The sequence below is a fragment of the Congregibacter sp. genome, from assembly GCF_047617445.1.
In the GTDB taxonomy this organism is placed as follows: domain Bacteria; phylum Pseudomonadota; class Gammaproteobacteria; order Pseudomonadales; family Halieaceae; genus Congregibacter.
Genome location: NZ_JBLGBE010000016.1, coordinates 1 through 24,336, shown reverse-complemented (window position 1 = coordinate 24,336; position 24,336 = coordinate 1). Strand labels below are relative to the sequence as shown.

Annotated in this window: 21 protein-coding genes and 1 pseudogene; 11 read left to right on the top strand and 11 right to left on the bottom strand. The window is 56.2% G+C overall.

Annotated features, from left to right (window positions below; genetic code table 11):
- Nucleotides 1-14: 14 nt before the first annotated feature.
- The 3 genes from ACI9KD_RS05895 (at nucleotide 15) to ACI9KD_RS05885 (ending at nucleotide 2,971) form a co-directional block, all read left to right on the top strand.
- A complete protein-coding gene (locus ACI9KD_RS05895) occupies nucleotides 15-1,346 on the top strand; it encodes a hypothetical protein (protein ID WP_414980229.1) in 1,332 nt (443 codons plus the stop codon).
- Nucleotides 1,343-1,720: a DUF2237 family protein gene (locus ACI9KD_RS05890; RefSeq protein WP_414980228.1), complete on the top strand. Its 378-nt coding sequence runs from the start codon at nucleotides 1,343-1,345 to the stop codon at nucleotides 1,718-1,720. The genes ACI9KD_RS05895 and ACI9KD_RS05890 overlap by 4 nt, the downstream gene beginning before the upstream one ends.
- 99 nt (nucleotides 1,721-1,819) lie before the next feature.
- Nucleotides 1,820-2,971: a saccharopine dehydrogenase family protein gene (locus ACI9KD_RS05885; RefSeq protein WP_414980227.1), complete on the top strand. Its 1,152-nt coding sequence runs from the start codon at nucleotides 1,820-1,822 to the stop codon at nucleotides 2,969-2,971.
- 16 nt (nucleotides 2,972-2,987) lie between these two features.
- Here the strand turns inward: ACI9KD_RS05885 and ACI9KD_RS05880 are convergent, their stop codons facing one another.
- A complete protein-coding gene (locus ACI9KD_RS05880) occupies nucleotides 2,988-3,971 on the bottom strand; it encodes a hypothetical protein (protein ID WP_414980226.1) in 984 nt (327 codons plus the stop codon).
- A gap of 25 nt (nucleotides 3,972-3,996) precedes the next feature.
- Nucleotides 3,997-4,827, bottom strand: a complete 831-nt coding sequence (locus ACI9KD_RS05875) for an SDR family NAD(P)-dependent oxidoreductase (RefSeq protein WP_414980225.1) — start codon at nucleotides 4,825-4,827, stop codon at nucleotides 3,997-3,999.
- A gap of 135 nt (nucleotides 4,828-4,962) precedes the next feature.
- Between ACI9KD_RS05875 and ACI9KD_RS05870 the strand changes: the two genes are divergently transcribed.
- Together ACI9KD_RS05870 and ACI9KD_RS05865 are read left to right on the top strand one after the other, a co-directional pair.
- A complete protein-coding gene (locus ACI9KD_RS05870) occupies nucleotides 4,963-5,907 on the top strand; it encodes a class I SAM-dependent methyltransferase (RefSeq protein ID WP_414980224.1) in 945 nt (314 codons plus the stop codon).
- The gene (locus ACI9KD_RS05865; protein ID WP_414980256.1) at nucleotides 5,868-7,163 is read left to right on the top strand and encodes an MFS transporter; all 1,296 of its coding nucleotides are present in this window, start codon (nucleotides 5,868-5,870) and stop codon (nucleotides 7,161-7,163) included. Before ACI9KD_RS05870 ends, ACI9KD_RS05865 begins: the two co-directional genes overlap by 40 nt.
- On the opposite strand, the gene ACI9KD_RS05860 is transcribed toward ACI9KD_RS05865, so the two are convergent.
- Nucleotides 7,145-8,611: an alanine/glycine:cation symporter family protein gene (locus tag ACI9KD_RS05860; RefSeq protein WP_414980223.1), complete on the bottom strand. Its 1,467-nt coding sequence runs from the start codon at nucleotides 8,609-8,611 to the stop codon at nucleotides 7,145-7,147. The genes ACI9KD_RS05865 and ACI9KD_RS05860 overlap by 19 nt on opposite strands.
- 153 nt (nucleotides 8,612-8,764) lie before the next feature.
- Here ACI9KD_RS05860 and safD point away from each other — a divergent pair.
- A pseudogene (gene safD, locus ACI9KD_RS05855) lies at nucleotides 8,765-10,138 on the top strand (sulfoacetaldehyde dehydrogenase SafD); the annotation flags it as partial.
- Between the two features lie 57 nt (nucleotides 10,139-10,195).
- Here safD and ACI9KD_RS05850 read toward each other — a convergent pair.
- Nucleotides 10,196-11,581 carry an aspartate aminotransferase family protein gene (locus tag ACI9KD_RS05850; RefSeq protein WP_414980222.1) on the bottom strand — a complete coding sequence of 462 codons (1,386 nt, stop codon included), beginning with the start codon at nucleotides 11,579-11,581 and terminating at the stop codon, nucleotides 10,196-10,198.
- Between the two features lie 319 nt (nucleotides 11,582-11,900).
- On the opposite strand from ACI9KD_RS05850, the gene ACI9KD_RS05845 reads away from it, so the two are divergent.
- Nucleotides 11,901-13,631, top strand: a complete 1,731-nt coding sequence (locus ACI9KD_RS05845; RefSeq protein ID WP_414980221.1) for a tetratricopeptide repeat protein — start codon at nucleotides 11,901-11,903, stop codon at nucleotides 13,629-13,631.
- 13 nt (nucleotides 13,632-13,644) lie between these two features.
- Here ACI9KD_RS05845 and lnt read toward each other — a convergent pair whose 3' ends face one another.
- The 4 genes from lnt to ACI9KD_RS05825 all read right to left on the bottom strand — a co-directional run bounded on the left by lnt (nucleotide 13,645) and on the right by ACI9KD_RS05825 (nucleotide 17,481).
- Complete coding sequence (gene lnt / locus ACI9KD_RS05840) at nucleotides 13,645-15,138, bottom strand: apolipoprotein N-acyltransferase (RefSeq protein WP_414980255.1); 1,494 nt, start codon at nucleotides 15,136-15,138, stop codon at nucleotides 13,645-13,647.
- Between the two features lie 100 nt (nucleotides 15,139-15,238).
- Entirely contained in the window at nucleotides 15,239-15,865 is a 627-nt protein-coding gene (locus ACI9KD_RS05835; RefSeq protein ID WP_414980220.1) for a PEP-CTERM sorting domain-containing protein, read from the bottom strand.
- Nucleotides 15,866-16,160: 295 nt separating this feature from the next.
- Nucleotides 16,161-16,793 carry a c-type cytochrome gene (locus tag ACI9KD_RS05830; protein WP_414980219.1) on the bottom strand — a complete coding sequence of 211 codons (633 nt, stop codon included), beginning with the start codon at nucleotides 16,791-16,793 and terminating at the stop codon, nucleotides 16,161-16,163.
- 25 nt (nucleotides 16,794-16,818) lie between these two features.
- Nucleotides 16,819-17,481, bottom strand: coding sequence for a porin family protein (locus ACI9KD_RS05825; protein WP_414980218.1), 663 nt, complete (start codon nucleotides 17,479-17,481; stop codon nucleotides 16,819-16,821).
- Between the two features lie 152 nt (nucleotides 17,482-17,633).
- On the opposite strand from ACI9KD_RS05825, the gene ACI9KD_RS05820 reads away from it, so the two are divergent.
- Nucleotides 17,634-18,914, top strand: coding sequence for an O-acetylhomoserine aminocarboxypropyltransferase/cysteine synthase family protein (locus tag ACI9KD_RS05820; protein WP_414980217.1), 1,281 nt, complete (start codon nucleotides 17,634-17,636; stop codon nucleotides 18,912-18,914).
- A gap of 53 nt (nucleotides 18,915-18,967) precedes the next feature.
- Here the strand turns inward: ACI9KD_RS05820 and ACI9KD_RS05815 are convergent, their stop codons facing one another.
- The 3 genes from ACI9KD_RS05815 to ACI9KD_RS05805 are packed head-to-tail and all read right to left on the bottom strand — an operon-like array spanning nucleotide 18,968 to nucleotide 22,017.
- On the bottom strand, nucleotides 18,968-19,498 hold the full coding sequence (locus ACI9KD_RS05815) for a pyridoxamine 5'-phosphate oxidase family protein (protein ID WP_414980216.1): 531 nt from the start codon (nucleotides 19,496-19,498) through the stop codon (nucleotides 18,968-18,970).
- Nucleotides 19,495-19,917 (bottom strand): ChuX/HutX family heme-like substrate-binding protein, encoded by a 423-nt coding sequence (locus ACI9KD_RS05810; RefSeq protein ID WP_414980215.1) that lies wholly within the window; start codon nucleotides 19,915-19,917, stop codon nucleotides 19,495-19,497. Before ACI9KD_RS05810 ends, ACI9KD_RS05815 begins: the two co-directional genes overlap by 4 nt.
- 9 nt (nucleotides 19,918-19,926) lie before the next feature.
- On the bottom strand, nucleotides 19,927-22,017 hold the full coding sequence (locus tag ACI9KD_RS05805; protein ID WP_414980214.1) for a TonB-dependent hemoglobin/transferrin/lactoferrin family receptor: 2,091 nt from the start codon (nucleotides 22,015-22,017) through the stop codon (nucleotides 19,927-19,929).
- A gap of 146 nt (nucleotides 22,018-22,163) precedes the next feature.
- Between ACI9KD_RS05805 and ACI9KD_RS05800 the strand changes: the two genes are divergently transcribed.
- The 3 genes from ACI9KD_RS05800 to ACI9KD_RS05790 form a co-directional block, all read left to right on the top strand.
- Nucleotides 22,164-23,081: a heme/hemin ABC transporter substrate-binding protein gene (locus ACI9KD_RS05800; RefSeq protein WP_414980213.1), complete on the top strand. Its 918-nt coding sequence runs from the start codon at nucleotides 22,164-22,166 to the stop codon at nucleotides 23,079-23,081.
- On the top strand, nucleotides 23,078-24,124 hold the full coding sequence (locus tag ACI9KD_RS05795) for a FecCD family ABC transporter permease (RefSeq protein WP_414980212.1): 1,047 nt from the start codon (nucleotides 23,078-23,080) through the stop codon (nucleotides 24,122-24,124). Before ACI9KD_RS05800 ends, ACI9KD_RS05795 begins: the two co-directional genes overlap by 4 nt.
- On the top strand, nucleotides 24,121-24,336 hold a 216-nt coding region (locus ACI9KD_RS05790), incomplete at its 3' end, for an ATP-binding cassette domain-containing protein (RefSeq protein ID WP_414980211.1). The genes ACI9KD_RS05795 and ACI9KD_RS05790, both read left to right, overlap by 4 nt.

The following is a 24,336-nucleotide window of genomic DNA, read 5'->3' as shown; positions in this document are numbered from 1 at the left end:
ACAGTGATTTCACAATGCGCCCTTGGCTTGCTCCATTACTTCTTTACGCGCTTAGCAGCAGTGTTTGGGCCTGGTCTGATCATGCGAGCCTGCTGTGGCCGTTGGTTCGAACGCAGCCAGAGATGCTTGAAACCACGCTAAAAGTAGAGTCCCTCGATGACTTTTTGCGCACCGAGGCCACGGGTCTCGCCGCGTTGTTGAGTGGGCATGAGGCCATGTCCCGGGAGACCTTTCCTCATTACGCGCCGCGTCCAGACTCACTGACATTTACGGCGGACGCTGACGATCTGCGGGAAGCCTTTTTGCGCGCCATTCGCGTGAACCCGACCCTAGCGTATCCGCTCTATCGCCAGACTACGGTAGAGGATCCTTTTGTCGCTCCCGGCTTGGTAAAAAACTTTAATGAGTTGAGCTTTCTCGCGGGGGGTGTGTCCCACGATTCCATTGTCTATGTCGCTCTGAGCGCTGGGGATCTTGTGGCGCCGGCCCATGTGCTGGCCAGTGGCAGTGATGAGCCTGACTTTGGTTTGGATATCGGCCTGTTCGAAGACAACGACACTGATTTTGCGTCAGATTATGGTTTTGGCACACAGCCCTTTGGAAACCCTAATCTGGACTACAGCTCGCAGGCGCCTTTTCATATGGGCTTTTACCATCTCGATTGGCTGACTCGCAAAGCACAGCCGGATCTACTGCGAACCTATCCTGAGTGGCGCGTCTCTTTGTTCCGAGCGCTGTCGCAGTTTGCCTTCGAGACCGGACACGATTACTGGGGTTGGCGATTCGCTGGATGGGGTTTGCACTACATCGGTGACCTTACACAGCCCTATCACGCTCATCCGTTGCCGGGGGTTAACACGGTAGAGGCTCTGTGGGCGGTGGTACGCGGTAAAACCAACGAGGCAATCCAGTTGGTCTCTAATCGTCATGGCGTACTGGAGTCCTACCAGTACCAGCGCGTACAGAAGTCCCTCGATCAAAAGGAATGGAGTAGTCCAATTCTCGCAGCCGTCGCTAGTGCGGTAGACGTCCCCGTGTTTGATGAGCTGACCGTGCGTGAAGTACTCACGAAAGAGAGCGTAGACGCGGGGGCCGAGCTCGATGGGGTACTTCAGAGCAACATGCCTCCGCGCTACGTGTCGGATCCCGCATTTGAATGGACTGGATCCGGGGAAGAGGCGGCCATTGTTGTTACCGTCGCCAGTGATCGTGGAGAGCAGGCTATTGCCGTCCTGGATGCCGCGGTGGCGGAGCAAATGCTGCAATTCTCGCGTTTCGCACAGGCCTGGATCAATGACGCGCGGAGCAACTGGCTCTCAGATGCGTCAGCGGAATCTACACCATGAATATGACGGAATCCCTAAACGTGTTTGGGGAGCCTCTTGAGTCCTGCAGCCACGATCCCGTAACAGGTTTTTTTCGTGACGGTTGTTGTAACACGTCCACTCAGGATGGCGGTTCGCACACGGTGTGTGTGGAACTGACTCAGGAGTTTTTGGATTTTTCTCGAAGCCGCGGTAACGATTTAATGACGCCCGTGCCGGAGTATGGTTTTCCTGGCCTCAAGGCAGGTAATCGTTGGTGCCTCTGTGCATCACGCTGGCTGGAGGCTCACCAGCACGGTAAAGCCCCACGGGTCTATCTTCAGCGGACCCACCAGCGCGCGATTGAGATCGTGCCTATGGATGTGCTGCGACGCCATGCCCTGGATTTGAGTTAGTCGTCAGCTCAGAGAAAGCGGTGGACGGTTGCTCGAAGCCCATATCCGGTCTAGTCTCTCCAGCCCTCTTAATAATTTTAAAGCACAGGATTCCTCCCCATGACTGACACACGCGACTTCGACATTCTGGTTTTTGGAGCCACGGGTTTTACGGGTCGCTTGATCTGTGAGTATTTGAACGAAACCTATGGCAGCAATGCAGAGTTTCGTTGGGGTATGGCTGCTCGTAACCTGGCGAAGCTAGAGCAGCTTCGTGATGAGCTGGGTATTGATAGCAGCGTATCGCTGGTGGTGGCGGATAGCGAAGACAAAGCGAGCATCGACAAGCTGGCCGGTTCCACGCGAGTCCTGCTTAGTGCAGCCGGGCCTTATCAGCTTTACGGGAGCGCGGTCGTGGAGTCCTGCGCGCGCCTCGGGACGGACTATGTTGATCTAAATGGTGAGCCCCTGTGGATGAAGGACATGATCGCGGCGCATGATGAGACGGCTCGGGAGAGCGGTGCGCGTATCGTGTTCTCCTGTGGTTTTGATTCTCTGCCCTCGGACCTTGGGGTGCATCTTTTGCAGCAGGTGGCGAGTGCCAAATTTGGTGCACCTTTGCCGCGGGTAAAGTGTCGTGTGAAAGCGATGCAGGGAACCGCGTCCGGTGGAACAGTCGCTTCCTTCACTGCCACCATGGCATCGATTAAAGCGAATCCTGCGCTGTTTGCGGATCTTGCCAATCCATTCGTACTCACTGATGGGTTCACCGGTCCAGAGCAGCCCGCAGGGAATGAAATGTTGTTTGAGGAAGATCTGAACAACTGGTCGGGTCCTTTTATCATGGCCACGATTAACACCAAGAATGTGCATCGCTCTAATCAACTGTTGGGCCATGCCTATGGGGCTGACCTTGTATATGACGAAATGATCCTGCTGGGAGAAGCCAAGCCGGAGTCAGCCGGTGGCGACATGTCCTTGGATATGACCCTTAAGCCGGGTGAGGGTCCGAGCAAGGAAGAGCGAGAGGCGGGCTTTTACGACATTCTCTACGTGGGGAGCAACGAAGCTGGCGATACAGCAACGGTGCAGGTCTATGGGGATCGCGATCCCGGTTATGGATCGACCTCCAAAATAATTGCCGAGGCGGCGGTGTGCTTGTCCCAAACGCCTAAAGGTCACGGCGGTTGTCTCACGGCGGCACCGGTAATGGGTGATAGCTTGCGCCAGCGATTGCAGGATCATGCAGGCGTTAGCTTCACGGTTCTATAGCTCGGTGGAAGACAGTTTAGGGTGCCAGGTCTGTGGTCTCTTCGGACAGCACCGTAAATTGCTCGTCAAGCCAGGCTAACCAATCGCCTTGGAGAGATTGCAGTCCTCCCGGGTAATCTTCCAGGGCTTTTCTAAGGTCAGGCCTGGCTTCGCAGCGGTGCGTGTAGGCCTGCTGCACGACGCGCTGCAAAGTGCGTTGGCCATCGTCTGAATGCATCATAAAAGTAATGAAAGACCAGGCGCTTGCATAGCGCCTTTGCGCATCCTCCTTCATCCACAGCTGTCGCGAAAGCGCGGTCATATCGCTGATGCTGATAGGCCCCTGGCTGCGTAGCATCTGTAAATGTAGGAGGTTGTCTGCAAATTGCACATTGCCATCAACCAGGTGCAGGGTCTCGTAGTACTCGGCGAGCCCTTCATTGAGCCAAGGCGGCGTTGCCCCTAAGTGGGATGCCGTAACGAGATGGGATAATTCGTGGAAGGCATTGCCCAGCGCTGTGGCGCGATAGGCCGGTGTGTACAGAATCAGCGCTTCGTTGCTGCGCATGCGATAAAAGCCGGTAGTAGTCCACTCATCGGTATTGGGTTTACCGTAGATTTGCCTGAATTGATCTTCATCGCCTAGAAAGCGAATATTGATTCGAGAGTGAAGCAAGGCGTTCTCACCCAGCCATTCGCGCCACTGTGCGTAGGCAGCATCCGCGCCGATAGCTATTTTTTGTTCCATACCCTCAGGGAGCGTGGCCGCTTCGGCTTGCACAGCAATAGAAAAGGGTTCTGCCGCCGCGGCCCATGATGGCGCACGATCATCACTGCAGTGGGGTGCGACGAGGGCCAGAACCTCAGGGGCGGGAGATGCGTCCCGCAGGTGGGTGGTGACTATGCCCGCAACTACGACCACAAGAACGACCACAAGAACGAACCCGCCACACAGCAGTGCCGCAATGCTCAGAGCATTGACGGCTTTGGCAAACTTTTGCTGCTTGGTTTTACGGGGCATCCTGGTCCTGATAAGTGCCGAGACCTTAGTCGGGCATTACTTCCTGGTAGTCGCGGGTGATGCGCTCGAGTCGCTCTTGTACTGCCGGCCAAAACTTCGCGTGGGTGAATAGGTAAAAGGTGCTGGTTTCCATGCCGCGCACGACGCGCTCGGCAAGCGCCTCTACGCTAATGCCCTCATTGGCGATGATTTCGCCGACTTTGTTCATGCCGTCAGTACTGCCTGACGCATTTGCGGCCTCTTCTGCGTCAGGGTGGTTGCGGCGACTCTCTGCGATTCGAGTCTTGACCCAGGCCGGGCACAGCACCGAGATTTCGATCGCAGAGCCCTGAAGTTCGTGTCGCAGCGCTTCGGAGTAGCCGACGACGGCAAATTTGGTGGCGCAGTAAGCCGCCATGCCGGGATTGGCGACATGCCCGGCCAGAGAGGCGGTGTTGATGATGTAGCAAGGCTCGCCCAGGGCACGCATGGCTGCCAGAAAGAACTCTACGCCGTACACCACTCCCAGCAGGTTTACATCGACCACCCACTGCCAGTCTTGCAGGGGTGTCTCGCCGGCAGGGAAGTGTCCTCCACCAACCCCGGCGTTGTTGAATAGGAAGTTCACCTTGCCGTGTTCGGCCAAGGTACGCTCAGCAACTTGGCGATAGGCGTCGGCGTCGCGAACATCGAGAACCTCGGTGTGGACCTTGATGCCCTCGGCACGTAGTTCCCGGGCCGCCGCATCCAGCGTGTCGGCTTCCACGTCCGCAAGGACCAAAGTCATGCCCTGGCGCCCCAAAGCGCGGCCTACGCCCAAACCTATGCCTGCAGCGCCGCCTGTGATGAAGCCCACCGTATTTTCGAAGTTGTTCATTGGTTGTCCTTAACGTTAGCAAGCTGGGCACAATAAGGGAGACATCGTCAGGGGTCCAGCGCGTATAATCATTAGTACACCCAGACAGGTATGGCGCCGTGTTTAACTGGGATGGCGTCCTAATAAGGAGTTTCCATGTCGAATTTTTCTTTTAATCCTATGGTCGCAGCTCTGCTGTTCACCAGTGCTGTACTCACACTCAGTGCCTGCCAGTCCGAGGAGTCAGCGCAGGCTGGGTCCGCCGCTGATGTGGCAGAAGTCAACGTAGAGGCCGCGCCGGCCGCCGCCATGGCCGGGACTGCCAGTCTTGCTGCCGTTCTTACCGCCCAGCCCAAGGCTGTTCAGGCGCGCTACGCTGATCGGCGCCCGGCAGAGACCCTGGCTTTCTTTGGTATCGAACCTGGTATGAAGGTACTCGAGGCGCTGCCCGGTGGTGGCTGGTACACCAAGATCCTGGTCCCGTATCTGGGCACCGAGGGCAGTCTTGTGGGCGTGGATTACGATCCTGCCCTGTTTCCTTTGTTTGGCTTTATGTCGAAGGAGCAGCTCAAGGCAAAAGACACCTGGGTAGATACTTGGCTGGCTGATGCACGTGGGTGGTTTGATATGCCCGTGGGCGATATCGATGCCTTTCAATTCGGGGCGCTGCCCGAGCGTTTTGAAGGGGCGTTGGATGCGGCACTGTTCATTCGCGCTCTGCACAATATGGCGCGTTTTGAAGAAAAGGGTGGGTTTTTGACCGCATCCCTGATCGAGACTAAAACCGCGCTGAAGCCCGGCGGCATTGTGGGCGTCGTGCAACATATGGCTCCGGAAGATGAGGCCGATGACTGGGCTGATGGGTCGGCGGGCTACTTGAAGAAAAGTGTTGTGATTGGCCAGTTTGAAGCAGCGGGCTTTGAGTTTCTGGGCGACTCCGACATCAATGTGAACCCCCTGGATCAACCGACCAGCGAGGATATTGTATGGCGTCTTCCGCCGACTTTGTCTGGAAGCGCTGACAATCCGGAGCTCGCCGAGCAAATGTCCGCCATCGGTGAATCCAGCCGTATGACGCTGTTGTTCAAAAAGCCCGAGTAAGGGCTCGCATAGGAACTCAAGCAACAGAAGAGCAACACACAGAGGCCGAGCATCGCTCGGCCTTTAGTCAGCCTGGATTTCGCCGTTACTTTCCTTCGACCTGTCTGTCCACCCTGGGCAGCTGGATCATTCGTTTTTTGTTTGGCTGGGCAGCCTGGGAGCTCACAGCGTCTGCGTTTTGGGTAGGTAGCATTGCCGGCCTTATGTTGGTGCCGACATTTTTACTGACGCCTATCTTTGGTATCACTGCGGATCGGATTAATCCGCGCAACGGCCTCTTGGTGACGATAAGCCTCATGGGCTTGTTGGCCGCTCTGGCCGCCATAATCGCCACTTTAGGTTATTTGGAGCTTCCCGCGCTTGCGGTGTTGGCGCTGGCATTTGGTGCACTTACCTCAGCCCACACACCTATTCGTTTGGCGTTTTTGCCGCGGCTGGTCGAGCGCGGGGCTCTGCCCAGCGCCATTGGTTATTCGGCAATCATTTTTAATAGTTCGCGAATCATCGGCCCAGCGGTAGGGGCATGGCTGCTTGTCGTATCCTCTGTGCCCGCCGCTTTTGCGGTCTCTGCAGTGATTTGTATTGGGGCCGTTGCCTTGCTGACCCGGGTAACCGGCACGGAGCGTGAAGCGACCACTGAAGAACGAGGGTCGTTTGCGAAGCAGCTGCGGGCGGGGTTTGTTTATCTGCGCCGGGATTCCATGCTGCGCCAGGTGTTTTTGTTAACGCTGGCGAGCGGGATGCTGGGTCGCACGGTGATTGAGCTGCTACCGGCGGTGTCGGGCAGAGTTCTGGGCGGTGATTCGGCGACGCTGGCAACCTTAACCGCCGCGGCGGGCGCAGGTTCAATTCTCGGTGGCCTTTTGGTCTCGCGCCAGAGCGGTCGACTCCGAAGGCTGTATCACCTGGTACTCTTCGGACTGACGCTTTCGGCTATGACGGTCCTCACCGCGGCTTTTTGGCAGGATGTCTGGGTTGTAGCGGTCGCTATTGCGCTGATTGCGGGCTGCACTACGACGATCGGTACGGGCTGTCAGGCACTTACTCAATTGACGGTCGCAGAGAGCTACCGTGGGCGGGTAATGAGTCTGTGGGCGGTGGTGGCTATGGGTACACCCGCTATTGGAGCCGTACTCGTAGGTAGCGTCGCGGATGCCGCCGGGTTTCCCCTGGCGTTTGCTGGTACTGCGCTGTTCGCTTTGGTGATCGTTTTGGTACTGCGATCCCCTGCCCCGAGTCAGTCAGTGGGTTCGTAGCGGGGAATACTGCCGTCAGCAATGCCCCGACGATAGCGCTGGACCTCGGCTTTGACTTCCGGTGCAAATAAATACAAGCCGATAATATTCGGCACGGCGATGAGAAAGACCATGGCATCCGAGAAGGCCAGTACCGACTCCAGTTGAATCATGCAGCCTAAAGCCAAAAAGGCGCAGAACACGAATTTGAAGCTGTTCTGAACGAGCATCCCCTCGCCAAACAAATAAGTGCAGGCCTTCAGACCATAGTAGCTCCAGGACACCGCAGTAGAAAACGCGAACAGCAGTGCCGCGACGGCGAGTGGGTAGGGCGCCCAACTCACGTGATGAGCAAAAGCCGCAGAGGTCAGTGCGATGCCCTCGAGTCCGCTCTCCATCAATCCGTTGGGAAAGGCGGTGACTACAATCACCAGTGAGCTCAAGGTGCAGATCACCACAGTGTCGATAAACGGCTCTAGCAGCGAGACCATGCCCTCGGATGCCGGCTCATGGGTTTGTACTGCCGAATGGGCGATAGAGGCCGATCCAATGCCGGCCTCGTTGGAGAACAGCGCGCGCTGAAACCCTACGATCATGGCCCCAATGGCGCCGCCGGTGGCGCTCTCCATGGTAAAGGCCGAGCTAAAAATCAGACCCAGTGCCTGAGGGATTTCGCTGTAGCTTAGCGTGATGATCACCAAAGCCGACACGATGTACAGCACGGCCATAGCCGGTACAACTTTTGCTGCAAAGCCTGCGATGCTGCGAATGCCGCCGATGATTACCAGACCCACCGCCAGTGCGATTCCGATGCCAAACAACCAGCCGCGCTCGGCAAAGAAACTCTGCTGCCCTCCACTGATGCTCACGAACTGCACATAGGCCTGGTTAGACTGAAACATGTTGCCGATACCCAGGCAGCCGACCATCAAGCATGCCGCGTAGAACGCGCCCAGCGCTTTGCCAACTTTGGGCCAGTTGCGGACCTGCAGCCAGTGCTCCAGGTAGTACATGGGGCCGCCGGAGACCGAGCCGTCGCTATTGTGCCGTCGGTATTTAACGCCCAGGGTACATTCCACCAGTTTGGTAGACATGGATAGTAGGCCTGCGACCACAAGCCAGAACGCCGCGCCGGGTCCACCGATACTGATCGCTACGGCAACACCACCAATATTGCCGATGCCGACGGTGCCAGAGACCGCCGTGGCCACCGCGCGAAAATGCGAGATCTCCCCCGGTGCGTTGGGGTCGTGATAGTCCCCACGGAGGATACGTACGGCGAGAGGAAATCCGCGGAAATTCAAAAAGCCCAAGTAGACGGTAAAGAATGTGGCGGCGACAGCTAACCACAGTACGATCCAGGGGATCTGCATACCCGCGATGGGAATCTCATAAAAGATGAACGCTGCGAGACCGTCCGCAAAGGGCTTAATAGCAGCTTCAACGGTGGCATCAATAGTCTGAGGCATCGGGGCTTCTCGTGATTCGCAGGAGAAGACCATACCGACTGTGGCGCGCAACACAAGTTACCGCGGATGAAGCTCTGCCAGTTGTTGACGAAAGGGACTGGTGTTTGATGGCCGGTAGCGCAGACAATGGCGCAATAATATTGGCGTCGGGCACAAGCTATGGCTACTTACTCCGTTATCAATCCCTGGAATGACGAACTCCTGGGTGAATACGCTTATGCAGACGCTGCTGCGATTGCAGCGTGTCTCGAGACTCTTAGGACAGGGGAGGAGATCCAACGCAGCCTGCCTGCGCACGAGCGCTCAGATATTCTCCAGCGCTTGGCCGACTTGCTGAGCGCGCATCGGGAAGAGCTCGCGGCGTTGATCACAACCGAAATTGGCAAAACTATTTCGGACGCCCGGGTCGAACTCGACCGGGCCATCAATACGGCGATCGCCTCAGCACAAGAGGCCAGACAGATTGCTGGCGAGGCTCTGGACTCTGATGCCTATCCGCCAACCCGCGGGCGCATCGGAGTGGTGGTTTGGCGGCCTCTGGGCACGGTGCTATGTATTACGCCCTTTAACTTTCCGCTTAACATCGCGATGCATAAGTTGGGGCCCGCATTTGCCGCAGGCAATGCGGTGATGTTCAAGCCAGGCCCGCAAAATACCGCGTCAGCAATGCGACTCGTGGAGCTTTGTTATGAGGCGGGTATGCCCCGGGAAACATTACAGTTGTGCATTCCCGATGTGCCGGACATGTCTGATCTTGTAGCGCACCCTCAGGTCAAAGCGATTAACTTTACCGGTGGCACCGCAGCCGCTCGGGCTATTTCGGCGGTGGCGGGTTTCAAGAAACTGTTGCTGGAACTGGGGGGTAACGACCCGCTGATTGTTATGCCAGATGCGGATGTTGATGCGGCCGTTTCGGCGGCAATCAATCAGCGTTTTGCGACGGCAGGGCAGCGTTGCACCGCGGCCAAGCGTTTGTTTGTGCACAGTGAGATATACACGCAGTTTCGCGAGGCTCTGGTGGCAAAGACCTCAGCGCTGATAGTGGGTGACCCTGCTCTTGAAGACACATTTGTGGGGCCGGTGATTCACGCCAAGGCAGCCGATGAAATCAGTGCACGCATTGACGATGCGTTGGCCCGGGGCGCAAAGCTCGCCTGTGGCCACAGACGAGAGGCTAATCTCTTGTGGCCCACGGTAATTGAAGATGTGCCCGATGATGCAAGCTTGGTGGCTGAAGAGACCTTCGGCCCGGTACTTCCGTTACGAAAGTTTGACACTCTCGACGAGGTTATTGCCTTGGTGAATGCCTCACCCTACGGACTTCAGGCTGGCGTGTTCACCCAGAATTTGAGCGTTATCCGACGTTTGTTCGACGAGTTGGAGGTAGGGCTTTTAGCGAGTAACGATGGTCCCGGGTTTCGTGCGGAGCATTTTCCCTTTGGGGGCGTAAAAGATAGCGGTATCGGTCGCGAAGGGGTGAAGTACGCCATCCGCGAGATGAGTTATCAGAAAACTCTGGTGATCTGATCACACAGCCCGGGAGTGATGTGCTTGCCACGCTCCCGCGACTATCGTGGGCAGGCGCTAGACGAGACTCAGATCAGTCGCCGCCAATGCATTGTCGATGGCAGTAACGATACGATCGATTTCTTCGTCACCGATGATCAGCGACGGACTCAGGCACAGCGTGTTGTTGAACTCGACAAAGCTGCGATTGGTGCGCCCGATCATCACACCGTTCTTGAGGCAATGCGCGGCCACAGCAGCTACATAGCTCTCTCGCACGGGCTGTTTGCTGACACGATCTGCAACGAGCTCGACACCGATAAATAATCCCTTACCTCTAACATCGCCAATCACGACATGACGAGACTTGAGCTCTTCGAGTCGCTCGAGCAGTTGTTCGCCGCGCTTTGCCGTGTTCTCGACCAGCCCTTCACGTTCGATGATCTCGATGTTCTTGAGCGCTGCGACCAGTCCGCCGGCACAGCCGCCAAAGGTCGAAATATCGCGGAAATAGTCCATCTGTGGGTTCCCGCTGTCTTCATGGATTGCGTCGAATACGCGCTCGCTGGTCACCAAAGCGGATATAGCGGCATAACCCGAGGCCAGTCCCTTGGCGAGGCTGACAAAATCGGGCTCTATGCCGTAGTGCTGATAGCCAAACCAGGCACCGGTGCGGCCCAGGCCGCAGACCACTTCGTCAATGTGCAAAAGAATGTCGTACTTGCGACACAAAGCCTGCACCGCGGGCCAATAGCCTTCGGGCGGGGGAATGACGCCCCCGCCGGCGGTCACCGCTTCCAGGCAGAGCGCCCCGATAGTCTCGGGGCCCTCGCGAAGAATGACTTCTTCTATCGCGGCGGCAGCCCGCTCCCCATAATTGACGACCTCACCCCATTGCGAGCGGTACTCAAGGCAATGCGGTACAGAGACGAACCCGGGCACATAGGGGCCATATTGGTCGCGACGCTGCTCCTGGCCGGTGGCAGACAGGCAGCCGATGGATGAGCCGTGATAGTCGCGCTCGCGATACAGGATTTTGTATTTCTTTTCGCCGCCGTAGCGCTTGTGAGCAATCTGGCGAACCATTTTAAAGGCTTTTTCGTTGGCTTCGGAGCCGGAGTTGGCAAAGTACACGCGACTCATGCCCGGCATTTTCTCAATTAGGCGTGCCGACAGCGCCCTGGCGGGTTCGCTACCCAGGGTTTGGGCGAAGTAGCACATCTGTACCAGTTGGTCGCGCACTGCATCGGCAATTTCTTCACGGCCATAGCCCACATTCACGGACCAGACGCCGCCCGATGTCGCATCCAGATATTCTTTGCCGTGCTGGTCCCAGATACGCATACCCAGACCACGCACAATGGTCATCAGGTTCTTTTCATCGACCTGGCCATGATGCGTGAGGTGATGCCAGACGGTGGGTGTGATTACCGGCTCTGGATCGGAGAGTGCCGCTGCTTCCATGATCTTACTCCGCTGCGCTGGAACCTGCAGGATTCCAGCTTCTAGTCAGTATTCATACCCGTGAGCTACTGCTTTTTGTGAGCTATACGTGGGGATTGAACGGTGCATATTCCACACTAATGTGGGGTTGCTCACAACATCATTGTTTAAAGCATGATGCTAGAGCTAGGTTTGTTAAGTCTGTGTTAACGTTTTTGATTCGTCAACTTGAAGATAGCGCTTAAACTTTATGAGAACTCGATTCGCCTCACGCCGATTGTTGGCAGCCGTTTGCGTATGCTGGACGGGGGCTTGCCTTCCATTCAGCGCGCAGGCAGGTGTGCTTAACGTTGACAAGGGTGAACTCGATCAGCAACTTACTATGCAGTGGGAGTTTGAATCCGCTGTTCGCTCAGCGTTCGCTCGTAGCGATTACTCCGCTGTGATCCTCAGTGTCGAAAACATGCGCTCAGGGCTCGCCCTCTCTCCCGGTGTTCGGGGTATACATAGTGCTGCCTTGAGTTTGAGCGGGGTTGAGGTATCTGAGCATTACGAGTCTCTGCTGCAATTGGCCGACGATTTGTCTGCCGATGAGGCCAGACTCATTGTGGACGCGCTACTGTCAGCCGACAAAGAAGATTGGGCTGCCAGTATTTGTGAGCGGGCGCTAATAGGCAGTCCTGATGACGTTGGCCTAATTGAGGCACTCGGGCGTATCAGAGTTCAGCACGGGCGAGATGATATGGCTGTGCGTTATTTCGAGCGTAGTTTGGCGTTACGCGCTTTGGCAGAGCTGCCTGTGGAGCCGCGAATACTCGATGAAACTGCGCGAAGCTATTTGGCGCTGCAGCGATACGCTGATGCTGCGGAACTGTATACACGCTATCCGGATACAGGCGGTGAGTTGGCGGGGCTCGCGGCATTGCACGCTTTACTCAATGTAGGGCGTGTCGATACGGCGATTTCTATGCTCGAGTCTGTGAGTTTGCCTAGCTCGTCCTCAGCGCTTTTTCGCGCCCGCATTCTATTGCTAGCGGGCTTTCCGGAGCGCAGTCTAAAAGCGCTGCACGATGCAGAGGGGATTAGATCGCAGGTCGCGGCGCGGATCAGAATGCAGATCGTTGCCGCGCTGGCAGTGGGAGACGTTGCGCAGAGCCGTTCTTATCTTCAGCGTCTGGAAGGAATTCCAGGTGGGATGACCATTGATCCCAGTCTTTACGCGCTGGTCTACGTTGCGGAAGGAAAAGTTGAGGCCGCGCGCGACGCCTTGAGAAGGAGTAGTGCACCTCTCGGCGAGATGGCTCAGCAGCCGGAACTAGGCTCCGCTCTCTCTCGCCCGGGTGATGTACCTCAGTTGGCTATCGCCTATTTTCGACATCAGCTGGGATTTTTCACGTTAGCTAGTAAAGAGTTGTCGTCGTTGTCGGGTCCCCAGGGTCAATCTCCGCTCGCCAACCTGCTTATGGCGGACAGCGCGTATCGGAGTGGCGATTGGGATAAAGCCCTGAAGGGCTACAGGGTGCTCACAGAGCAGCTGCCTAAGGCTGTTTCATTACGCTTTGCTATGGCAAATGTACTGATGCAATCCGGAGAGCGAGAAGCTGCACAAGCTATGCTCGCTGGCGTAGTTGAACAAAGACCTGACTATACTGCGGCGCAGTTTACGAACGTCTCGCTGTTACTCGAGACAGGGCGTACTGATGAGGCCATAGAGGCGATCATGTGGTCATTGAACTTTAAACCGGACTCTGTGGTGCTTCATGAGTTGCTGGTTACTGCGTATATTCAAGTGGGGGATGTAGGGGCCGCGCAGAAGGCTTTAGCGCGACTGCGAACCATCGCTGGCAGCGAGTCGACAGCTCTTTGGCGTCTTGATGGCAAGTTAGCTGTGCTGGAAGGCGCTCCGGAGCGTGCTCGTGATTCATTCGAAAAAGCTCTGCGACAGCAGTTTGACCGCCCGGACGTCATGCGGGAGTTGGCAGATGTTTACGATGACCTGAATCGAGCGCGTCTTGGCTCCGGGTTTCGCAGTCTTGCTTCAATGCTCGAAGATCCTGTTGCGCACAGATAGTAATTGCGGTCGCTTAGGTGAGCCTCCTTGGTGCCATCGTCAGCAGAAGGCCCCAGATGAGTGTCCCCACCGTGAGAATCCCGGCTATTACTGCTCCGTGCCGGCTAAAAAATGTGTTCCTACTTTGAAGATTTACAGTGGCTAAAAGTATGCTCTCTTGCGCACCATTCTCTATCGCTGCTACACGACCATAGGGATCTACTGCGATTGATGGACCACCGTTAGCGCTCCGAACAACATAGCGCTGGTTCTCTATGGCTCGTAGTACGACATGGGGTAGGGGGATCGTGTACGCCGATTCGGCATCGCCGAATGCCGCATTGTCGTTCGACATATTAATGAGAACTCCTGCTCCCTGCTGCGCAAGTTGGCGAACAAAGTCAGGAAAGAAAACTTCCCAACAGATGAATACACCGATTTTGTGATCATCAAGATTAAACAATCCCAGCGTGTTTCCGGTCTGCAGACGCGATGGCCACCGTTCGGCGAGAGTAGGGGGTAGGTATGGCGCCATGAGGGTTTTCTCTACGCCCGGTGCAAGTAGAATTTTGTGGTATTCCTGATTTATGTAACCGCTGCTAGGAATCAAGAACGCGGCGTTGTAAAGCCTAGGGGCTTCGCCGGGGACCACTTCAATGCTATGAGCCCCTACAAGCATGGGGGCGTTCTGAGACTTCGCCTGCTCGAGCAGTGCAGTGATGAGTTCGCGATTGCGGTAGGATCGAAGGGATAGGGGGATCGCGGTCTCTGGCCACACTACGAGACCGGGCCTGGCGTTTTTTGTAATGTCCGTGAGGCTGTCTGTCAGAGTGACTAAGTCTAGAAGGGTTTGTGGATCACGCTTCTCCTCACCGCTACGCAGCGTACGGAGCGCGGCGATCGTGAGATGACGCTCCGGTGCGCTATCGTAGCTCGGTGCGCCCGCAAAAGAGATAGCCCCGATGACGATTAACCCGGTGCTACATGCCAGGAAAAGCGCGAGAGTGGGTCGAGTTAAGTGCCTGCGTATCGCGAGTGCTATGGTTGCATTGCCCAGAGCCAGAACAAAGCTGGCACCGTACGCGCTCACCCATGCGGCAGATTGCAGGAGCATTGGATATTCCCACCAGAAGTACCCAAGGCCGTAGGGTGGTAGGGGCGCAATGTTGTCTGAACCAACAAATTCAAGGCTTGTCCACAGACTTGCAAACCATAACGCGAACGAAACACCACTGAGACCGCGCGTCAGAGCGAACTGAATTCCAACAGCAAAGAGGCCCGGGAGGCACGCAAAACCAGCTATGGTAATTACAGCGCCGGCAGCGTTTATACCCGATAGCCAGTAGAACAAGGCGCCCGCATAGCCTAGGCCAGCGATCCAACCGAGACCAAACGTGTGGATAACACGCAGTTTCTGCGCTGCTGGCCATATTGCGAGTGAAAGTAGCGCCAGGGGTAGAAGTGATAAAACCGGGTAGCCAAAGACCGGTGAGGCCGCCACGAATGTGGCGGCAGATGCTGTAGACAGAAAAATTCGTTTCAGCTTAGCGTCACCCTGACAAACCCGAGCGGAGGATCATCGCACTGATGCCCCCAAAATGGCAGTGCACCCTCCGCCGAGAATAGGCCTAGGCCTGGCGTGAACGTCGAGTATGCAGCAGGCCAAATATTCCAGCGACGAGCAACAGCAGCGTTGCGGGGGCTGGAACCTTGGCGGAGAGCTCTTGGCTGATCTCGACAAAGTTGGGACTCAGGCCATCGCCGGTCTCGTAGCTGCCGGGCGTGCGTTGGAAAAACACGTCGTAGATTCCTGCATCGCCAAAAGAGATATCAAACAAACCCGTACCCACGAGTGTCCAGGCCGCTGATGTGACGTATTCTACGCCGTCTAAAAAGCCTGTGTCGGTGGATGAGGATTCAGGCGTTGCCGCTAATGCACTACCCAGCGACTCCCCGCCCGGGGATCCGATGAACAACTCAACGCTCTGATTCGCAAAGTATTCGTGCTCAAGCAAAATCAAGGGCGATGATGTGTAAGACAGATCAATTTCCAGTGCAAACGACTCGCCAATGGTCACCTCTGTCGAGGAATCAGTCCACGTGGTCCCGTCAATACGCACGTCGCCTAACGTGTACTCGCCGAAGGGGTCGGCGACGCCCATGGCGAGGTTGCTGACTGATAGAGATATTACTGTGGAAACGAGTAGGGTAATGGGCTTCATAGGTGATTTATCTTCAATAGATTCAATTATCACTTGAGACTGCATAATTCAGGCCAGTAATCCCGGGCGCGGCGCTGCCCCGCTTCGGTGCTTGCATAAACTACTTATTAATCAATGGCTTGTTGATTTCTCGGGCTGACCCGCGTTATCATTTTTTATGGCGGACTACAGCCATTGAGGCAAAAACGACTAAATTAACTTGAAGACAAAAGTCGTTTGTAAAGTTTACCGACGCCTGGGGTACTGGTTCACATTCTGCGGTTGGTCCTCCGATCTGCTGAGTGAGCAGGAGGATGCTCCAATTTATCGTCTCATCGCGAGACTCCCGTTAGCGACTCCGATACAGCCCAACATGCACCAGCGGCGTTTTTGCCGGATTGCCGGGTAAAATCTGCTTGGGCACTGCGTTTTTAACCGGGTCCACAGACTTGAGATAGCTGGCGATGGCGCGGGCATCACTTTCGCTGAGCTGCGCGTAGCTGGTCCAGGGCATGATGGCCATGGTCTGGCGGCCGTGGCGGGTCTTGCCACTGCGAAGTAATGTGACGATCTCGTCCAGCGACCATTCACCCAAGCCGGTTTCGTTGTCGGGCGTCAGATTGGGTGGATAAACCGCGCCGGGATAGTTGTTCACCATGGGGTTGCTGTAGGCAATACCAATGCTTGAGCCCGCTAAAGTTTTTGCTGGATCAGGCTTGCCTATCAAGGCGCCGTCTGTGTGACAGCTGGCGCAACCGAGTAAACCAACGAGATAGCGACCTTGCGTAACGGTGGCGTCGTCACTGCCCGCTGGTAACTCAAGGCCTTTGCTGGCCTCTACAGGCGTCATTCCTTGCAGGGGATTCTTACTTTTGGAAGAGGCTGCGTCTGGCGCGGCAGCAACAGCCGGTATGACGAGTGCTGTGATCAGGCCGGCGAAAAAAGACATGCCGATGACCCGCTTCAGAGTGTTTTGCTGCATAGTCGTTGGTCCTCAATAGTGGCTGCTAGAACAGCCAGCCCAATTCTGCACGAAAAGCATCAAAGGTGGGATCGGCGCCGCTTCCGCCATCGATGTTGGTTTGCTCCCAGCCACCGCGGACAAACATGCCGCGCCCAAACTCATAGCGCAGTCCAGCACCGACGTTCCAGCTAAAGTTTGTTTCGCTGTAGGTGGTGTAGAAGTTGCCGCAGATGTAGCCCCACCAGGGATCCCACCAGCATCCTGTGCTAGGCGGGCCATCGGTCACGTTGGAGTCCAGATAGGTCCAGCCAATTCCTGCTTGAACATAGGGGGTGAAGGCGCCATCCAGCATATTCCACACGCCGTTAAACTGGCCGGTGAATGCCGATAAGCGATGATTAATCTGCACGATGCCGTTGTCCTCTGTGTCCAGGAGTGCATCGTAATCTGCACGGGACCAGGCGCCGTCAAAGTGCAGGGCCAGATTCTGCGTAAAGTTATAGCCCACACCAAAGCCCAGGCCATAACCGCCATCAATGTCGAGAGAAGATTCATTGAGGCCGTCGCTACTTTCTGAGCCAGTCAGATAGAGGCCCACGCTGGTTTCCCACTTACCCGCTCTTTGAGTAGTTGGGTCGGCCCATTGAGCCTGCGCACTGAGCGAGAAAAGTGCTAGTGCAATTACCAAGAAGCGCACACAGCGCATAACGAAGATCCTTGAGCGACAAAAAGTGTTGTTTAAAAGCAAATTGTAGCAGGGCGGTCTTGCAATTCAGAGCGTCTGGGGCCCACGATAGCGCTTGGCGTTGAAGCCAGTGACAAATTACCCAAGATTCACTTAATACAGAGAAGATGATCATGAAGCCGGAGACTATCGCCCTGCACGCGGGCTACGAGGGTGATCGTACCAACACCCGAGCCGCCACCACACCGATTTACCAAACCACCTCCTTTACCTTTGACGATACCCAGCACGGAGCAGACCTCTTTAATCTGGCCGTCCCCGGCAATATTTACAGCCGCATTATGAATCCGACAAATGGGGTCCTGGAAGAGCGTCTCGCGCAGCTAGAAGGTGGAATAGGCGCATTGAGTGTGGCCTCAGGAATGGCGGCGATTCGTTATGCCATCGAGGCCATTACCGAGATGGGCAATAACATCGTGAGTACGTCACAACTTTACGGTGGGACCTACAACCTCTTCGCGCATACGTTTCCCCGTCAGGGTATTGAGGTGCGCTTTGCTGCGGCAGACGACTTTGACACCGTTGCGAGTCTGATCGATGAGAATACCCGGGCACTCTTTTGCGAGTCCATTGGTAACCCGGCAGGTAATATCGTCGATATCCAGCGCTGGGCTGATATCGCTCACGCAGCGGGCGTTCCACTGATTGTGGACAACACCGTTGCAACACCGCTGCTGTGTCGTGTGTTTGATCACGGTGCTGATATCGCGGTGCATTCGCTGACCAAGTACATTGGTGGCCATGGCACGACGATCGGTGGTGCCATTGTGGATTCTGGGAAGTTTGATTGGGCGGCGCAGCCTGAGCGCTTTGCGGTGATGAATACACCGGATCCGTCTTATCACGGTGTGGTGTACACCGAGGCCTTGGGGCCTGCGGCCTTTATCGGCCGTTGTCGCGTCGTGCCCCTGCGAAACACCGGTGCGGCTCTGGCTCCACACAGTGCGTTTTTAATCATGCAGGGTCTTGAGACCCTGGCGCTGCGCATGGAACGCCACTGCGAAAATGCCGAAAAGGTTGCCGACTATCTCCTTGGCCACTCAGCGGTCAAAAAGGTGAATTACGCGACCCTGGCTGACAGTCCCTACGCCGAGACCTGCCAAAAGATTTGTGGCGGTCGAGCCTCGGGCATCATCAGCTTTGAACTCCATGGTGGCAGCGACGCGGGCGCACGGTTTATCGATGCGCTGCAGCTGATCCTGCGTCTGGTGAACATTGGGGACGCCAAGTCACTTGCCTGCCATCCGGCCAGCACCACGCATCGGCAGTTGAATGCCGAAGAGCTTGCCTCGGCAGGCGTCAGCGAAAGCATGGTGCGTCTGTCGATTGGTATTGAGCATGTGGATGACATCATTGCTGATTTGGAGCAGGCGCTCGCAGCTAGCGCAGGCTAGGGATGCGAATACGGGTCAGGGCGGCAAGCGCCGCCTGGTATCTGTCATTGCACTCACACCGTAGCAGCGACCCGGGGACGATGACCCTCGCGAAGGTGCACAATCTCCTCACCGCCAAGGGTGCCGCCGCTTAGGGTATAGGCACGTCCAAACCCTTTTACATAGCGTCCTTGTATTGGCGATAGTGAAAATAGCCGAAAGTCGGCCAGTTCGCTCAGGCGCCGGGGGCGCTCGCCAAAGCGTTTCTCAAGATGCGATAGCGCGGTGTCTCCTGCTGGGGAATCAGTGGCCAGCTGTGTGGCGCTCACCTGATAGTTCACTCGGATGCGGGCAAAGTATTCTTCGGCGCTGTCCTCGTCTTCGATGATCAGTATCGATGCCTTGGGGTTGTTGAGGAGATTGAGTCCGTGCACCGCGATGTCTGATAGCACGATGTATAAGCGGTCGTTAGCCACGGCAAACGGTGCGTAGGAGGCGTGGGGCGCGCCATCTTCACCCAGGGTCGCCAGCTGCAGCGTTTTACGTTGTTTGATAAAGCCAAGTACTTCATTGGCTAGACGGGTTTGCAACGCCGTATTTTTCATGCCTCATACCCCCAATGCGCGCTTAGTGATCCTTGTAGTCGCAGCTGCTGAAAAAACGCCAGCTGATCCGCTAAGACTTCTCCTTGTGTATTGCGGCCAAGAAATACTTTAAAAAGACATTGCTCTTGCTCATCTTCAAAAACAAAGGCGTAGCTTGCTCGATCCATATGCGGCCGATCCTGAAACCGCACTCGATGCAGCTTGCTCAGTGAAAGGTGGCCATGAAAGCCTGTGCCGTTGTTGGTGAGGTTCAGGTGACTCTCACTGCATTGTCCGCGCGGAAACTCACCGCTAAATTCAAATACACAGCCGCCGTGCAAAATCACGCAGGTGATGGGGCCTACAGAGGGCAGGTGACTAAGAAGCGCAAGAGTGTCTTCGCAGGACAGATAATCGTGTTGCGATAAGGGATTGTTCATAAGAGACTCCTAAAAGCTCAAAACGGCTGAGATGATGACTTCACGGCCGGCCTGAGGAAGCTGATCCCAGGCGCGCTGATAAAAGCGATCGCCAAGATTGTTGACGTTGAAGTCAATGCGCAGGGCATCAAAACTCCGCAGGCGCCAGTGGGCATACAGATCCACAACGCTGTAGCCGTCAAAGCGGGTGTCCGGGTCTAGCTCAGGAACATCAATGCGACCTTGCTCTCGTGCGTGAATGAAACGCAGTCCGGTGAGTATGTCCCTTTGGGTGAACTGATAGCGTAGGTCGGCGTTAAAGGTGTCGGCAGGAATATTGGATAAGTCCTGGCCGGTAACCTCATCATTGCCGCGTGTTGATCCAAAGCCGACGCGCATTTGCAGATTGTTGGCCGCATAGCTTGCAGAGATCTCACCGCCGCGAAGTGTGGCAGCATCCACGTTGACCCAGCTGGTGTTGCCAGGGTCGGGGCGGCCAATAAAGCTAGGACCGCGAACCACTTGCTCAATAAAGTCATCGACCTTGTTCTCGAAGATGCTGGCAGAGAGACTTAGCCGGTGTCCAGAGCGCAAGCCCGGTAGATCGATGTTACCCAGCAATTCGGTGTTTGCTGCTGTTTCGGCATCGAGATCCGGGTTAGGCGCAAAGCTGTTACAGAATCCTGGGCCCATACAAAAGTGAGTGCCACCGCTGTAGAGCTCTTCGGCGCTGGGTGCGCGAAATGCCCGGTCGTGTCGCACAGTGATGTTGATGGTATCTGTGGGGCTAAAGCGCAGTGCGGCGGATGGCGATATCGCATCGTCGCTGCGCTCGCTGTTCAGGTTGTCGGCGCGGGTTTTAAAATCGTCATATCGCACACCCAGATCGAGGCGCCAATGCTGGCTGAGAGGCAGTTGGGCCACGCTGTATACACTCCATACCTCCGTTTCGGCCTGTGGTGGTTCCGGGCGGTCGAGACCGCTGCGCCGGGCATCGAAGGACTCTTGGTAACTATCAACCCCGAACAGCATCTGAGCACTTCCGAGAGTGGTTCGGTTACTCAGGTTAACTCCGACAGTGTTGAGCTCGGTGTTATCGTCCCGGGCATCGCTAACGCGGCGCTCATCCATAGAGACGCGGTTTGTGTAAATTAGAACCTGCGTGTCGAGTAGTTCACTAGGGGGGCTGTAGCGGTAGTCCAGACTTGCGTTGTGAGTTTGTTGCTCTCTTTGGATTAAAAAATTGCTGCTGGGATTAATGGGAGCGGTGCCGTTGGATGGAACAGCGCCATCGAACTCGGCACCGCGATAGATCAATTGCACGCTGTGATTGTCTCCCAGACTTTGGTGTAGTTTGGCGAGCACGCCGCGGGTGTTTGCCGCAGATCCATCAAGCTGTTCGCCATTACCCAAGGTGATGTCGTCACTGTCTCGCGTATAGCCGGATAGCAGCCAGTCGCTGCTACCGTATCGGCCGAGGAGGGCGGCGGTGGTGGTTTGTTGGTTGTTATTGCTGTTGTAGCCGCTCTTGAGAAAACCTCCCAGAGCTTGCTCGTCAGCCAAGAAGTCATTGGCACGGAGCGTTCGTTGCGCTACCACCCCGCCGAGTGCACCGGAGCCCCACAGACTCGATACGGGGCCACGCACTGCTTCTACCGAGGCGAGCAACTCCGGATCCAGAAAGTATCCCGGGCGGTGACCCGACTCAAAACTCTGGCGAGCCCCGTCTACCGTCTGCAGAACTTTGTTGCCGGTCAATCCTCGGATATTCACGGCTTGGTTGGCTGCTCGGGGGCCACCTGCGGCGCTAATGTTGGGTTCATAATGCAAGGTCTGCGCCACGGATTGCGCCTGCAAGCTTTCGATATCCAGTCGATTGAGCGTGGCGATGCTCCGCGCAGCATCTCCAAGGTTGGTGTTGAGACGGGTAGCAGTGACGATGACTTGCTCCAGCTTTACTTCTGGCTCTTGCTGTGCCGATGAGTCTTTTTCTTTTTCGGCCGCATTCGCTGCGCCGCCTATCAGTGCAACCACAATGGCTACGCTGCGCACGAGCAGGGACTGCACCGGATGATTGGGCGCTGGACGAGTAGTTTGGGAAAGGATATGGATGCCGTGCATGTTGTGTGTCCTGTGAGTCGCAGAATGTCCTTTTGAGCAGCCAAGATAATCAATCTTAATCTTAATGTAAATAATAATGATTCGTATTTGATTTAACTCAAAAGCTCTGACAAAATCCCTGACTGTGTTCCATCAAGGAGATTGTCATGCTCAAAGCTGCGTCGGCGTTCGTTGTCCCACGTCTTGCGTTTACGCGCGTCCTCAAAGGTCGCGGATCTGCATTTGCCCCCCTTTTGAGTGTCATCGTTGCGGCACTTGTGCCCTTGGCAGCGTCTGGGGCCAAAACCCCGGAGCGGGTGATCAGCACGGACGCAGCAATCACCGAAATTGTTATCGCCTTGGGTGCGCTTGATCGTCTTGTCGGCGTGGACGACACGAGCGAGATCCCCGTGGAGCAATCAAGCCTCCCGCGTCTTGGCTACCATCGGGCACTGAGCGCTGAGGGCTTACTGTCTCTCGACCCGGATCAACTGCTGGTTTCGGAGCATGCCGGACCGACTCGTGCTCTGGCGCCCTTAGAGGCGGCATCGGTACCCCTGTTGCGTTTGCCCAGCGCGCATGACGTGGCCGGACTCAAATCCAATGTGCGTTCGATTGCGGCGGCTCTGGCTATACCGAAAGAGGGCGAAAGCTTGCTTGGGCAAATCGATACGCGTGCGGCGCTTATCAATACTTATGCGCCCCGCATAGCGCCGCGGGCTGTGTTACTGCGCGAAAGCAACGGCGAGCTACGCGTTGCAGGGCAGGGCTCAGCGGGCAATGCGCTGCTTGTCCTGTTGGGTGCTGAGAATGTAGTGGACTACCGTGGTTACCGAACCTTTACCGCCGAGGGCTTGCTGGCCCTAAACCCGGAGGTCTTGCTCATCGCCGATGAAACGCTCCCATCCGGTGCGCAATGGCTGAGTCGTTATCCACTGCTACGTTATTCTCAAGCGGCTGAGGCTCAGGCGGTGATAAGTGTGGATAGTCGAGCGCTGGTCGGTGGATTGAGCCTGACTGCTCTGTCCGAGGCGGAGCGCATACTCAAGCTTATGTCCGGCACACAGAAGGTGGTCGGGCCGTGACAGTCGATGCGCCTCCCATACGCCGACTTTCCCCGCGCACAACGGGGATTGTTTTGCTGTGTGCATTGCTCGCTGCAGCGGCGCTGTCTCTTACCCTTGGGGCTGTGTCCGTGCCCTTTAGCGCCGCCGTTTTGGCGCTGCCAGACGCTTTGTTTGGCCTTGGTATGAGCTCTCTGGAAGGCTATCAAAGGGCGGTTATGCTGGAGTTGCGTGTGCCACGGACTTTGCTCGCCATCGTGGTGGGCGGGCTTCTTGCGCAGTGCGGGGCCGTGATGCAGGGTTTGTTTCGCAATCCCTTGGCGGATCCGGGGATTATCGGTGTGTCTGCTGGCGCTGCACTGGGCGCGGCGATGGCGATCTTTTTTTTACCGCATGCCGGGGAGTCGATCGTTTTGCCCCTGGCGGCGTTCGCCGGTGGATTTCTCACAAGCATGATCGTGTATTCATTGGCCAGAGATGTTCGCGGCACATCGGTAGTGTTGTTGCTGCTCGCCGGGGTTGCCATCTCTGCGTTGTCGGGCGGTGCGATCGCGCTGTTGAGTTATCTGTCTGACGATGAGCGTCTGCGAGATATCAGCTTTTGGCAAATGGGGTCGCTCGGGCGTGCAGGGGATGCCTTGCTCGGGGTATTGGCTCTTACGGCTGTCGCCGTAGCGCTACGTTTTCAAATGCGTGCCAGAGCCCTAAATGCATTGCTCCTGGGGGAGTCCGAAGCGCGGCATCTTGGGATTCCTGTGGAGTGGTTGAAGCTTGAGCTAATTGTGTTGGTTGCCCTCGGTGTAGGACTCGCTGTTTCTGCCTGTGGCCTTATTGGCTTTGTGGGCCTGGTTGTGCCGCATATGTTGCGCATGCTGTGTGGGCCTGATTACCGCGTGTTGTTGCCTTTATCCGCCCTGGGGGGCGCTTTGCTTCTTATCGTCGCCGACGGCTTGTCGCGGTCGCTCATGGCGCCGGCCGAGGTGCCCGTAGGTATTGTTACAGCGCTCATCGGCGCGCCGTTTTTTATGCTCTTATTACTGCAGGTTCGCAGGCGCGGATTATGACTCTTACCGTCAATTCATTGGAGGCTCGTCGAGGCGGATTCACGCTGACTGTGCCTGAGTGGGAAGTAAAAGCTGGGCAGTTCCACGCGCTTCTTGGCGCTAATGGCGCTGGTAAAAGCAGTTTTTTTTCTGCACTTGCAGGGGATATCGCTTTTAGGGGAGACATTAGTTTGCAGGGCCGACCAATACAGGAATGGCCCGCGTCTGTTCGC

Excerpts from the sequence above, each read along its gene's own strand:
- ACI9KD_RS05895 (WP_414980229.1), top strand. The coding sequence starts at position 15 with ATGCGCCCTTGGCTTGCTCCATTACTTCTTTACGCGCTTAGCAGCAGT.
- ACI9KD_RS05890 (WP_414980228.1), top strand. The coding sequence starts at position 1,343 with ATGAATATGACGGAATCCCTAAACGTGTTTGGGGAGCCTCTTGAGTCC.
- ACI9KD_RS05885 (WP_414980227.1), top strand. The coding sequence starts at position 1,820 with ATGACTGACACACGCGACTTCGACATTCTGGTTTTTGGAGCCACGGGT.
- ACI9KD_RS05880 (WP_414980226.1), bottom strand. The coding sequence starts at position 3,971 with ATGCCCCGTAAAACCAAGCAGCAAAAGTTTGCCAAAGCCGTCAATGCT.
- ACI9KD_RS05875 (WP_414980225.1), bottom strand. The coding sequence starts at position 4,827 with ATGAACAACTTCGAAAATACGGTGGGCTTCATCACAGGCGGCGCTGCA.
- ACI9KD_RS05870 (WP_414980224.1), top strand. The coding sequence starts at position 4,963 with ATGTCGAATTTTTCTTTTAATCCTATGGTCGCAGCTCTGCTGTTCACC.
- ACI9KD_RS05860 (WP_414980223.1), bottom strand. The coding sequence starts at position 8,611 with ATGCCTCAGACTATTGATGCCACCGTTGAAGCTGCTATTAAGCCCTTT.
- ACI9KD_RS05850 (WP_414980222.1), bottom strand. The coding sequence starts at position 11,581 with ATGGAAGCAGCGGCACTCTCCGATCCAGAGCCGGTAATCACACCCACC.
- ACI9KD_RS05830 (WP_414980219.1), bottom strand. The coding sequence starts at position 16,793 with ATGCAGCAAAACACTCTGAAGCGGGTCATCGGCATGTCTTTTTTCGCC.
- ACI9KD_RS05825 (WP_414980218.1), bottom strand. The coding sequence starts at position 17,481 with ATGCGCTGTGTGCGCTTCTTGGTAATTGCACTAGCACTTTTCTCGCTC.
- ACI9KD_RS05820 (WP_414980217.1), top strand. The coding sequence starts at position 17,634 with ATGAAGCCGGAGACTATCGCCCTGCACGCGGGCTACGAGGGTGATCGT.
- ACI9KD_RS05815 (WP_414980216.1), bottom strand. The coding sequence starts at position 19,498 with ATGAAAAATACGGCGTTGCAAACCCGTCTAGCCAATGAAGTACTTGGC.
- ACI9KD_RS05810 (WP_414980215.1), bottom strand. The coding sequence starts at position 19,917 with ATGAACAATCCCTTATCGCAACACGATTATCTGTCCTGCGAAGACACT.
- ACI9KD_RS05805 (WP_414980214.1), bottom strand. The coding sequence starts at position 22,017 with ATGCACGGCATCCATATCCTTTCCCAAACTACTCGTCCAGCGCCCAAT.
- ACI9KD_RS05800 (WP_414980213.1), top strand. The coding sequence starts at position 22,164 with ATGCTCAAAGCTGCGTCGGCGTTCGTTGTCCCACGTCTTGCGTTTACG.